Below are 11,852 nucleotides of genomic sequence, written 5' to 3'. Positions count from 1 at the left end.
TAGACCGTGGTGTCCGCGGGTAACGGCTCGGCGCGCTATCAATTAAGCTGGTAGTTCTCCTATTGTGTTCTTAACGCCGGATTACGGCTGTCTTTCCGCGTAACCTATAATGCCATCTTTTTGGCAAAACTTCCAGTTTTTCTAATCGCTTAATCTCTTATTTTGAGACTTTTTCTAGTGTGCTTCTGCAATCCGCAAAATTGCAGCAGGTGTTTTGGCCAGGATTGCAAAGTCGCCTGCAAGAGTCCAATCCCGGACGTATCGTTCGTCTACGGCGACCCTGTATGCGAAGTCTGTGCTACTGCGTCCATTGACCTGCCACAGACCTGTCAAACCCGGGCGGGTCGATAAATACAGATCGGCACGTGTGTCATAGCGCTCCAGCTCTTCCATCGTGATGGGACGCGGTCCGACGCAGCTCATTTCACCCGTAAGAACATTAAACAGCTGCGGAAATTCATCCAAACTGAATTTTCGCAGAATCTTGCCCAGCCGCGTCACACGTGGATCAAAACGGAGCTTTTGCCTTTTCTTCCATTCTCGCGCCGCCTCTGGGTCGCTTTCCAGGTACTTCTCCAGAGCTTCCTGAGCATTGGGCACCATGGTGCGGAACTTGTAGCACGGGAAGAAATTCCCGCGATAACCAACTCTCTGGTGGCAAAACACCGGACTTCCACCGCCTGTCAAATAGATCATCGCAGAGATGACGATCATAACAGGCAGCAGAACGATGATCATCGGCAATGCAATCATCAAGTCCAGCGCTCGCTTGGAGCGGCCTCCGAGGGGGGTGGATTGGTCTACTTCGTACGCGCCAGCGGTTTGTGCCCTTTGCTCATTTCCCAGCAGTGCGTCTGGGGGGCGAAAATAGTCACGGCTTCTCTTTGGCGATAGCGGCGCATATGCACCGGCACCTCTATGATGGGCAGAGGGCATCGCCTTTAGTTTAATGGATTCTGCTTTTTGTCCCAAAACAGATTACCCCGCAATGAACAGGTTAACTTTGTATGAACTTCAAAAATCGAGTACCTAAGATTGGGTGTCTGAAGGCGTTTCCGGCAAGTTACGAATAAGGCGTAAAGGGCGCCGCGTTTCTCTAATCCAAATGCCTTACGTTCTGCGGAAACTGGATCCACATCGCTCAAATTACTTCGACGCAGGCCTGCCTGAATACGATCACAAGAAGAAATACGCCGAGCGGTTCGGCGCAAGAATCTATGTTCTAAGGCGGTGTGTAAAACTTAGCGCGGGCGCGACCTTAAGAGTTCGTTTATTCTCTTTAGCGCTTTGAATGCTCCCGGTGCCCAGTGCACCGTGCGCCGCTTCCACTTTAACTGGCGTTCCAGTCGATGCAGCTCATGGGCTTTTTGTGGCAAATACTGTTGCAGCGTGGGGATCGCATGGAGCTTATCGGAGATCATTTTCTCCGTGCCATTCATCGCAGAAACGCTAGCGCTGTGGATGCGATGAACGGCCATAACCTCATTTATGAAACCGACATTCCCATGACGACCAACCAAAACGTTCAGCAACCAATCCGCCGATGCAACAGTCGTTGAACGGTACCAATCCGGTAGGTCCTCAAGAGCACTTGTTCTGATGATGGTAGATATTTTCGGCGCGAAATTACGCTTGATCAAGGCACCCACGTCATGGACTTCCCTGCCCTTCGGTGCATTGGGAGACAACGCCTTAACCCCATTGGTATGCAGATGTTGGACTCGGTGGGCGCAGCTTACGCATTCTGGGTGCGTATCCAGAAAATCTATCTGTTTTTGCAGCTTTTCTGGATCTGTCCAGTAGTCATCACCGTCCAAAAACGCGATGTACTCACCTTTTGCTGCGTCGACCGTTGCCAGAAGATTCGTCAGACCTCGATCCTGTGCGTTTTCCTCCCTCAAAAGGAGCCTGACCCTGTCCGGGGCGAAGGCATAGAACTCTTTCAATCTGCTTTGTGTACCGTCGGTCGATGCGTCATCACCAATAATGACTTCAAAATCGAAATCCGTTTTCTGATTGAAAACACTGTCCAGAGCTTGTCGCACTGTTTCTGACTGCTGATAAGTGACGACCGAAACTGAGACTTTCATAATCTGGGCTCCGTTTTTCCTGCGGAATTCAATGCAAAGACCAGAGCCACAAGAACGATAACAAGTTGCGCGCCGAACACGAGCACCATGGTCGCTCCGGCTCCTGTAAGGCCAAAGCGTGGAATCAAAACAAAACAACCGATAACTGCAACAATTGCGACAACAGCATTCTGCGCCCCCAGCCACCAGAATCGGCGCGCTGCAACCACGCCGTACCGAAGGATGTTGGCAACACCTCGCAGTGTCGCCGCGGCGACCAGCCAAACCAGAAGGTTGTAGTGGGCCGCATACGCATCAGTATAGACGACCCGCAGAATCTGCTCACCAAACAAAACGCAAATCATGACCCCGACCGTGCCACACACTGCCACACCCGCTGCAAGAGCCGACAGCAACTTGGTGAATTCAGCATACCGACCCGACGCATAATGCCGGGCAAGGCGCACGCTAGCGGCAATACCCATCGCGTTCACCAAACGATCAGGTGCCATAGCCAACGCAAGGATCGCGGCAAATAACCCCAACCCCGCAAGCCCCAGTTCGTGCTCGACCACTATCCGCGGCAGGTACAGAGCGATAAAGATCAAGACGGTTGCAAAGGTCAGCGGAAGAGCTTGCAGGGCAAGGCTGTAAATCTTGGAAAAATTCCAGCTGGGAAGAAAGTTGTCCGAAGCAACTCGCGCGCGTTTGACTCCCAAAGGCAGATCATAAAAACACAGAACCGCCAAGTGGGCTGCGAGTTGCCCCAAAACGGCGACAACCAGTGAACCGGTTAGCCAATAGCCCGCAATCAGCAACAACAGTGACAATACACCGAGCATACACAAAGAACGGCCAATGAATTCCATCCGCTCATGCGCCTGAAAGAGGCCGTACATCATGTCGGAAATAAGCTCTGCACTTCGCGCCAATGCATAGGCGATTATCACCAGAAACATCGCCGTCGAACCGCTCTGGACGATGCCGGTTGCCAGCATCAGAAGAAATCCCGCCAAAGTGGCCAAAATCCGCAGTCCAAAATAGTCGCCGAATTCAAAGAAACCATGGGTGTCGCTCGACCTGACCTCGCGGAGGCTCATCTTGGCCACTTCGGCGATAGGGATACAGATCGCTTGCGCGAAAGCATACATGCCGACCGTGGCCGGATCGGACAATTTGGTCAGCGCAACGATCGCCAACCAAATCGACAATGCAGAGACCATCCTTCCGACAAGGATGGACCTGAAATTCTTGAAGCCTGATCGCGGTGCGTTTTCAGCACTTGGCGGATCATCTTTAGTTGGTGCAATTGTTGTCATGTCGAAACGGATCCGACCTGGGCGACAGAGCGGTAAGCCGGAAAAAACGTAACTCCATCGCACGATGGTTTTCGTTGAGAAAGCTCGGCATTCGCTTGGTCGTCTAGAATCCAACGCCCTATTCGAAAGTTGTGCCGTGAGCGTGAAAACCGGCTTTTGAATTCGAACAGAGAATCTTCACTGCCTCCGCGGCCGGCCCCTAGGTGTAGACATTCTGCCCCTAAAGCTTGGGCAATGTCTGCAACTCCGTCAATCAGTCCTTTGAGCGGTGATAGTTTTCTGAATGCCTGGTTGTTTCCGGCAAAGTGAGCCTCAGCAATACCATTGTAGACAGTGAAGAGCATCGCACCGGCAACCTCGTTGTCGCAATTTGCAGTCGCCAGATATAACTTACCTTTTAGCGCTTCTCTAAGCTCATCAAAGTAGCCACGCGAGAACTTGTATCTGTCTTCGGCATCGTTTTGTTCCATTGTGGCGGTATAGAGGTCCAAGAAAGTTGGGTAATTGCGCCAGTCAGGATCCAGCTTAACCACCAGACCTTTGCGTTCTGCCCTTTTGATTTCTTGCCTCAGGACCTGTCGGTAAGTTGCGCGGCGCGTTTCACGATCATTTGCCAAATCAATGGAAACACTTTGACCCAGATGCAGAACTTCGCCACCAGGCGTTGGAGCGGAACCGGACATCCCTTTGCAGAACTGATCATTTCCCAGCAGGGGGTGAAATCGGGTGAAGAGTGTCACGAGGTTTTGCTTGCGCCACACTTCCCTCAGTCCACGCCAAGCGCGGGCCCTGAACGTTTCATCATCCAACCCACGACCTGTCGGGCCGGAGTAGCCATAGACGGAGTTTGCATCTGAATGCTCACCATCAATATCTCGGACAAGATACGGCCAGGCTAAGAACTGCTCTGGTGAGCCGTAAACCACCATTTCAGCCCGCCCTTCACCGACGTTTTCGGAAAAGCTATGATAGGCCGACAGGTGGTAGAAATCGTGCGGCGCGCGTTTCAACCAGGTATCCCATTCTGGATCACTGGCGCAGAGAATGCGGGTTGTTTCAGCCATGCGGAACGCTCTTTACCTGTGTGGGCCAGATGATTGGAAAAACTTCCGGATCAGCGTAGTCAGGGTCGCCCTTGCGATTTCGACGACACAGTTCATCGTGCGGCAGTATCACGCGATCATCATTTTCAGTTTTGTAAGAACGATAAGAGTTGTCACCGTCCTGCATGTGAATAGCCAGGGCCAATCGCGGTGTATCTGTCCAGTTAGCGGCACTAGCATGCAGCGCTCTCATGTGATGGAAACTGACTTGCCCCTTGCGCAACCGCATCGGCGAGACAATTGACGTGGGTATCTGACGACCAAGGTGTTTTTCGATACTGCCAAGATCCGGATCGTTAAAGCCCCGCATGTGCTCCACCTCGGGCCAAAGGTGGCTTCCGTCCACAACGCACAGCGTTCCATTCTCTTCATTCGCGTCCTCGAAGGGAATCCAAGCCGTTAGCATTCTCGACGATGTACAGGTTGACCAATACGAATGATCGGTGTGCCAACCCACTACCGATACTGTGTTGCCCTTTCCAACAGGCGGCTTGTACACCGCCTGATCGTCAAAAAGACGGATTGTCGAGCTTCGAGCCAACCGTGCCGCTATAGCTCCAAGCGCTGGCAACATAACGAGTTTGCGCACAATGTCGTTCTGCAAGGAGCAAAACTCATTGTTGCGAATGCCATCCCCGTCTTCCGGCCTCCAGTCGCTGAACTTTGCGTCTCTTGGTAAGGCCCGATCACGCTTGCCCATCTGGTGCTCCATGATCGCTTGTCGTGCTTGTTCGAGCAGCCCATGCGGAATGATCTGCTGGGTCTGATACCAGCCGAGTTTTTCGTACTGCGCCACCTCGTCGTCAGTCGGCAGAACCCTGTCATCAATGGTATTAGGGTCCTGTAAGTAGCTAATCGCTTCCATCGTCTACTCACTCCGCACTACTGCCATCGGGCTGGCGTCCCGCTTAAGAAATGGTCTCAGATCAGGGCGGTCGCGTTCTCGGAGTGCGGTGCGAACGGCGGGGGCTTGCCTGACAAGCGACGCCACACGGGTACAAAGCCGCTCAACGTCCTGCAGACTTACGGCGGTCCCGGTTGGCAGGATCATCACCTTGTCCGCAACCGCTTCGGTCACAGGCAGTGTTTGGCCAGCCCTCGGAGAAAGACCGGCATAGGGCTGCATACGGTGGCAGCCGGGATAGAAGTAACGGCGGGCAAAGACATTCTCTAAGCGAAGCGCAGCGATCAATTCATCGCGCGTGAGGCCAGCCCTTTCCGGATCAACCTCAGTCACGATATACTGATAGCTGTGACCACGCGTTTCTTTCCGCGGCATCAGATGAACGCCAGGCACATTGGCCAGTCCAGCCGCGAAGGCATTATAGTTTTCGCGGTTATGGGTAAAAAAGTAATCCATCGCCTCGATAGAGGTCAGCCCCATCGCAGCCGAGGCTTCGTTCATTTTTCCATTGGTACCCAGATGCGCTACGGAGTCCTCGCCGGAAAAGCCAAAGTTGACCATGTTTCTTAAGCGATCCGCCAAGTCGCGGTCATTGGTGACGATTGCCCCACCTTCAAACGCATGAATGCATTTTGTGGCGTGGAAGCTGTAAACCTCCGCATCACCTAAATATGGATATTGCTGCCGGTCAGACTGACATCCAAATGCATGGGCCGCGTCGAAGAACAGCTTGAGATTATGCCGATCTGCCAATTCACGCAGTTTTCGATCTGCGCATGAATTTCCCCAAAGGTGCACACCCAGAATACCCGTCGTCCGAGACGTTATCGCGGCCTCGACACTGTCGATGTCCAGGCAATGAGTGACGGGATCGATATCACAAAAGACAGGACGTACACCCTGGCGCCACAACGCGTGCACTGTGGCTATAAAAGTGAAGGACGGAACAATAACATCCCCAGACACCCCTAAACCACCAATGGCAAGCTCTAGCCCTACCGTGGCATTGCAAGTTGCAATGCAGTGCTTTGCCCCGGTTACTTCGGCGACGCGCGCTTCGAACTCCTGCACCAACGGGCCCCAATTGGTCAGTTGGCCGCTATTGAGCACCTGCTGCATACGCCCCAGGAACACCTGTTGATCAGGCATATTCGGTTGACCTACATGCCGTTTGTTTTGGAAAACTGGTGTCCCGCCAAGAACCGCCGCGCTCAGCTTGCGCACGCGGGCGGGAGAGATCGTCGACGATACCGATTGGGGGGCGCTTGGGCCGCTCTCCTGGAAAGTCCTTTTAAACTCTAATGCCGGCGAACTTGCTGCCCCATAGGAGCCGCGGCTTTTATGAGGTTGGTCTTCCATAATTAACCCCCTTCTAAGAACTTGTTCTCGGACGGCCTGGCGGACCGAAATTTGAAAGGCTTTAATTTTTGGAGGTTTGGGATGTTTCGGCTTAAATACCCGTTTCAAATCCCCGAGAAAACAAAAACACAGTAAACCCCAATGCCAGATCGGTACACATAGTATCGACTGTTAGTTTGCGGTCGTCTGTGGGTCTTTGAAAGTAATCCTTTTTACGTAGCTTCTATAGAGCCGTTAAACGCCATGTAGAATTAACGTTATAAAAGCCAATAAAACGACGCACGGCTTCCGCAAATTTGATTAATTCTCTGCCCTTAGCAACCCGAATGCCTAACTGGATTAAGCGTTAAATCCGGAAACAACCTTAGTGATGCTTGACACAAATGGCATCCCATACCACGCTAAAATGGAATTACGCCGAACGCGATATTTGTCAGGTAACAGGTTTATGGTTCACGCGAATCGTCGCCCTCCAAACGTTTTACTCATTGGCGCCCCGAGATGCGCAAGCACTTCTCTGGCCATGGCCATGGCACAACATCCTTCTGTCTATTTATGTTCACCCAAAGAACCTCATTTTCTTGCCATGCACGGCCGCACGGCAGAGATCGAAGGTTTAGGAAATGAAACTTTCGCCAACGGAAACCAGTTCACTCATACCCAATGGCTAAACCTTTTCGCGGGCCGGGCTGAACCGTGTTTGCTGGACGCATCGGTCACGACAATCACTTACCCTGAGAACGCGATAGCAAACATCGCTCACTATTGCGGTGAAAGTACAAAAATCATAGCGATCCTCAGAAACCCCGTTGAACGCGCGTACTCGAGTTACCAGTATTGCCTGTCAAAAGGCTGGGATGCTGGAACTTTTGAGGACTGCCTGGATCAGGAGACCTCGCGCATCGAACAGGACTGGCAACATCTCTGGTTCCTCAAGTCTCTCAGCCAATACGAGCTTAGGTTGCCACCATTTCTCGAAGCTTTTGGCAAAGAAAACGTACACGTCGTAATAACCGAAGAATTCGCGGCTGACCCAAACTCGGTCTTGAGCGGTATCTTCGCTTTCCTTGATGTCCCAGCATTAGAAATCGATGCCACACAAAAGTACAACGCGAGCGGCGTGCCGAAATCTGGCATCGTGCGCAGCCTTTCAGGGTTCGTACGTCGTAGGCCCATGCTTAAAAAGGCACTGCTGGCCGCCTCCTCCATGTCCGCCCGAGAAAAACTAAAGTCGAAGAGTCTGGCAAAGACTGAGATGGCACCAGAGACAAGAGAGCGTTTGTCACGAGAACTTGCTGAAACGAGACCATGGGTGGAACAGCTTATTGGACGCCCCCTAGAAAGCTGGAACTAGTTCAGGGCGTATCGACACTTTCGAAATGGGTCCAAATTCGTAAGTTACGTTCGAATATACTCGCTAAAGAACAACTCTTTCATGAACCTGCTCTGCCGGCCTGATGGCATCTAAGGCGAGCGCTTCCTGGTTTTCCAGCGCAGGCGCAAAGTCCGGTGATGTGAAACGCGCGCCGCTGATTGTGACCTTGTCTCCTTCCACAATCAAACGCCCCTGTGCTATCCAATCAACTACTTGCACCAACGTCTTGCATTGCTGCACGAAGATGCGATGTCGCATTTCTTCAAGCGTCATATTCGGGTCAGCGGCGCAGGCCGCTTGCATAACAATCTTACCCTCATCCATGACGTCCTTTATCAGCTCAACTGTCGTGCCGATTATCTTGGTGTGGTACCTGATCCCATCGCCAAACCCATCCATACCCTTGAACGCCGGCAGTAATGATGGGTGAAAATTGATTATCCGGTCTGAAAGCTCGTCGCGAATCTCTTGGGTGTAGAACTTGGTGTAAAAGGACAGAATATAGTCGATCTCATGCTCTGCGATGTAATCCATTAGGTGCTTGCAGAACTCCTGATTGGAGCCGTCGGGCAGAGTCGCTGTCGGGACACCAAATGCCCGCGCTTTCTCAAGCCCGGGACCGTCGCTGCCGGCAACAACCGAATGGACAGAGCGGCGCACCGTGTCGGTTTCCAAGACCTTCTGCATTAACGATCCTTCGGTCGATAACACAAAGACGAAATTAGGATGCGATCCCGACATGATTAATACTCCCCCGCGCGGTAGGCTGGGAAATACGTTGTTTCCGATCCCCCACGTGTCAGTTGTCTATAGGTAGGTTCATCGAAAATACGACCACAGATGTAAGCTCGGCGCGTGGTGTTGGTCCAACCCTTTTTAAAATGCTCAAGCCCGCTTGCCCCTTCTCCTGGGGGTCCTGCAAGGCCGCCGAAATTAATCCAGCGGATCCTGTCCGCAAAGTAATTCAGCAACGTCCACTTTGTTGCGTAAGAGGCGCTGCTGGCATAGCCCCTTTCACTGAATGCCGCCAAATGGCCTTGCGCAACGTCTCCGTCGACGTACCACAAGTCCAGCCCTACTGTTTCGTCGCCAATTGAAGCCTGAAACAAAACCATACCGGGCGCACCAAGCTGCTGTTCAAACGAGGCCCTGGAGAACGCCCTTAGCCCTTCAATTCCGTGCTTGCGCGCCAAAACAGCGTACAACTCAACCCAGTCATCGAGATACTGCAAAGGGTTCTCACAAACCTCTACATTTACCTTCCTGAGCGCCCGGCGAGCGTTCTGGCGATGCGACTTGGACACGAATGTCTCTAACGGTCCGGTTATCTCTGCGATGTAGTGGTCTTTGTACGGAACAACCAAATCAAAGTTACGCTTCAGAAGTTCTTCGTCATACGCGCCAAGCGGATCAGTCACCAACGTCGCGCTTATCCAACCACTACTGTTTTGCTCAAGGTCGTCTGAGATTGCGGACCAGTCCTTACAACAAAAAAGCGGGTATAGTCCCATCGCATCCACGAACTGAGTGTTAGGAATTGGACGCTGGAGAAGCCACCCGCCGGAATGGGCAAGATAGTGTGGAGTGCCGTGATCCGTGAATGCTGCGGCGTATTCCGCGCTGCGATAGCCCGGGTCGACCGATTGAGCCTGGACTGTTGGTTTATTCACGGCAAGCATCCTTTAGTGGCTGGGGTCACCCAACGGCGAGCCCCACGGTAGTCTCCTGCTTGTCGACTTGTTCCTGAAGTTCTCTCATTCGGCTGGATCTACAGCGGTTAAAGAACGCTTCTCGCGGAACATCGGACAGCCTGTAACGCACTTTCCATTGGCCGCGAAGCAGGACAGTGCTGCTGGGGTCCGACGCGGGCTGATAAGTCGCCTGAACAAGTATCCTATCTGGTCCCTCGGAATATGCCGGCGAACAATGCCACGTGCAGGTATGGCAAAGAGCGATGTCACCCGGCTCCAAATCAGGACACAATAGCGGCCAATCAGGGCTAAGAATGTCAGTATTAACCTCACCAGCGTCGCCCATATATCCGAAGAAATGCGTCCCCGGATAAAATGATATTCCACCATTATTTTTGTTCGACGGGCTTAGAGGAATAAAAACAGTCGTCTTTTCCGGCCAACCGTAATCATAGGCAAAATCACTATGCGGAAATACCGGTGTTCTGCTGCTGCTATCTTTGATTACAAATCGCTGCATAAAGAGCGCCAGATCAGGGTAAAGCTGTTCCAAAACATCCAGTATTCCGGGAAAGGCGTGAATTTGGGCCAACGCCTCAGGTGGGGCTTCGTTTACATGAACAGGGTTGAAAGGATTAACACGCCGCTTTCCGTCCAACGAACTTGAATAGAAGTTTTTCCATTCTTGCTGCCAGATTTGGATCTGTTCGGGGGGCACGACACCGCGCAGCACAAAGAAGCCCGTGTCCCGATAAACTTCGGGCGAGAAGGTCTTGGAGTCAGCCATCGGAATAAGTTCGCGAATATCGCCGATTTCAAATCTTTGCATCAATCTTCAATCCTTTTCGTCTTGGCCAGCGATCAAAGTCGCCTGGGGTCATGGCGGAAAGCACCACGCACGAGCGTCAGAAACGGTAATCCGACACTTTTTGGGGTAGAAACTCATAGCTCCGCTTCATGTCGATGCCCCGTGTTTCGTCGTCGTACGGCACCGAACAAAAACCCATCACAGCCTTTTCCCGATCAGAAAGCTGGTCATAAATTTCCTGAGGTATGTTCCCGGGAATGTCGAAGGCCTGCTTAATCCACCAACGGCAGAATGTTGCGATAATCGACCAACGTGTTCCACCGCTCACATTTTCTCGGGCGCCATGCCAAATACGGCTATCCCAGAAAATCAGGTCACCAGCATTGGCTTCGATCGGAACGGCAGTGTCGAATGAATCCTGGTCCGCATACCCGTTCGATTTGTGAGAACGCGGCACGATAACCGTACACCCATTCTCCTTTGTTTGATCCTCCAACAGGATCGCACACTGCATAATGAACGGGTGCGGCCCAGTGTACGGAATGAAAGAGTCGATGTGCATCGGCATCTGGTGATTACTGCTTCGGGCGAGGAACGAACGTAATATGTAGTTCGGTGCGTCCGAAGGCAGTGAAGAGAACCATTGATCATTCAGGAAGTGCTTTAGAACGTCCTCTATGATCGGAGTGTCCAATATCAACCTGCTAAAGAAAATATCCTTGTTTTGCAGGTTATAAACCATCGATTGCTTATTATTAAGCCGCGGCATGCGATCGGATAATCCGTTTATGGTCTTATCGAACCAAAACTGAACCTTTTCGAGGGATTCAGCTACGGTATCCTCATCAAACACTTGGGGGATGCGGACATATCCGTACTTTTCGATAGATGCGATGGCCTTAACGTCAATTTTCTGAGAAACGATCTGATCCATAGTCTTTAACCTCGCACCAAAATGCATCGATCACGCTTTGTCAGGTCTCAGGCAAAGCTTGGCGGCCTATGCACCAACTTTAGCTTTGTCGCGAACCATACGTACCGCAGGTCAAAAGCCTCGCGGCAAGCGGATGGCATTTTGCACTCAAACAATTATTCCACTTCAAGCGTCTTGGTGTGAAACATCCTGACGGCACTGGAAACATTGAAGCCAATGCCTGCAAATCTGCGATCACAAACACGCCATAGCGTCGAGGTTAGTGATGGCGCCACATTCTGGCAATATCG

11 protein-coding genes are annotated in these 11,852 nt (G+C 52.0%); 1 reads left to right on the top strand and 10 read right to left on the bottom strand.

Translation table 11 applies throughout. From position 1 onward, the window contains the following. Positions 1-174: 174 nt before the first annotated feature. From ACR0EO_RS14590 to ACR0EO_RS14565, 6 genes are all read right to left on the bottom strand, one after another. Positions 175-936, bottom strand: coding sequence for a sugar transferase (locus tag ACR0EO_RS14590; RefSeq protein WP_480691420.1), 762 nt, complete (start codon positions 934-936; stop codon positions 175-177). A gap of 305 nt (positions 937-1,241) precedes the next feature. Continuing rightward, complete coding sequence (locus tag ACR0EO_RS14585) at positions 1,242-2,090, bottom strand: glycosyltransferase (RefSeq protein WP_480691149.1); 849 nt, start codon at positions 2,088-2,090, stop codon at positions 1,242-1,244. Further along, entirely contained in the window at positions 2,087-3,388 is a 1,302-nt protein-coding gene (locus ACR0EO_RS14580) for an MATE family efflux transporter (RefSeq protein ID WP_480691147.1), read from the bottom strand. Before ACR0EO_RS14580 ends, ACR0EO_RS14585 begins: the two co-directional genes overlap by 4 nt. Next, positions 3,385-4,452, bottom strand: a complete 1,068-nt coding sequence (locus tag ACR0EO_RS14575; protein ID WP_480691145.1) for a GNAT family N-acetyltransferase — start codon at positions 4,450-4,452, stop codon at positions 3,385-3,387. Before ACR0EO_RS14575 ends, ACR0EO_RS14580 begins: the two co-directional genes overlap by 4 nt. Continuing rightward, positions 4,445-5,356, bottom strand: coding sequence for a phytanoyl-CoA dioxygenase family protein (locus ACR0EO_RS14570; RefSeq protein WP_480691143.1), 912 nt, complete (start codon positions 5,354-5,356; stop codon positions 4,445-4,447). The genes ACR0EO_RS14575 and ACR0EO_RS14570 overlap by 8 nt, the downstream gene beginning before the upstream one ends. A 3-nt stretch (positions 5,357-5,359) precedes the next feature. Further along, positions 5,360-6,544, bottom strand: a complete 1,185-nt coding sequence (locus tag ACR0EO_RS14565) for a DegT/DnrJ/EryC1/StrS family aminotransferase (protein ID WP_480691141.1) — start codon at positions 6,542-6,544, stop codon at positions 5,360-5,362. 580 nt (positions 6,545-7,124) lie between these two features. Between ACR0EO_RS14565 and ACR0EO_RS14560 the strand changes: the two genes are divergently transcribed. Next, the gene (locus ACR0EO_RS14560; protein WP_480691139.1) at positions 7,125-8,108 is read left to right on the top strand and encodes a sulfotransferase; all 984 of its coding nucleotides are present in this window, start codon (positions 7,125-7,127) and stop codon (positions 8,106-8,108) included. A 63-nt stretch (positions 8,109-8,171) separates the two neighbouring features. On the opposite strand, the gene purN is transcribed toward ACR0EO_RS14560, so the two are convergent. The 4 genes from purN to ACR0EO_RS14540 form a co-directional block, all read right to left on the bottom strand. Next, positions 8,172-8,870 carry a phosphoribosylglycinamide formyltransferase gene (gene purN, locus ACR0EO_RS14555; protein WP_480691137.1) on the bottom strand — a complete coding sequence of 233 codons (699 nt, stop codon included), beginning with the start codon at positions 8,868-8,870 and terminating at the stop codon, positions 8,172-8,174. 2 nt (positions 8,871-8,872) lie between these two features. After that, positions 8,873-9,799 (bottom strand): GNAT family N-acetyltransferase, encoded by a 927-nt coding sequence (locus ACR0EO_RS14550; protein WP_480691135.1) that lies wholly within the window; start codon positions 9,797-9,799, stop codon positions 8,873-8,875. 25 nt (positions 9,800-9,824) lie between these two features. Next, entirely contained in the window at positions 9,825-10,649 is an 825-nt protein-coding gene (locus ACR0EO_RS14545; RefSeq protein ID WP_480691133.1) for a phytanoyl-CoA dioxygenase family protein, read from the bottom strand. A 76-nt stretch (positions 10,650-10,725) separates the two neighbouring features. Next, positions 10,726-11,562 carry a phytanoyl-CoA dioxygenase family protein gene (locus ACR0EO_RS14540; RefSeq protein ID WP_480691131.1) on the bottom strand — a complete coding sequence of 279 codons (837 nt, stop codon included), beginning with the start codon at positions 11,560-11,562 and terminating at the stop codon, positions 10,726-10,728. Positions 11,563-11,852 lie beyond the last annotated feature (290 nt).

The organism is Ruegeria sp. BE9, from assembly GCF_056538765.1.
This window is presented reverse-complemented; position numbering and strand designations above follow the sequence as displayed.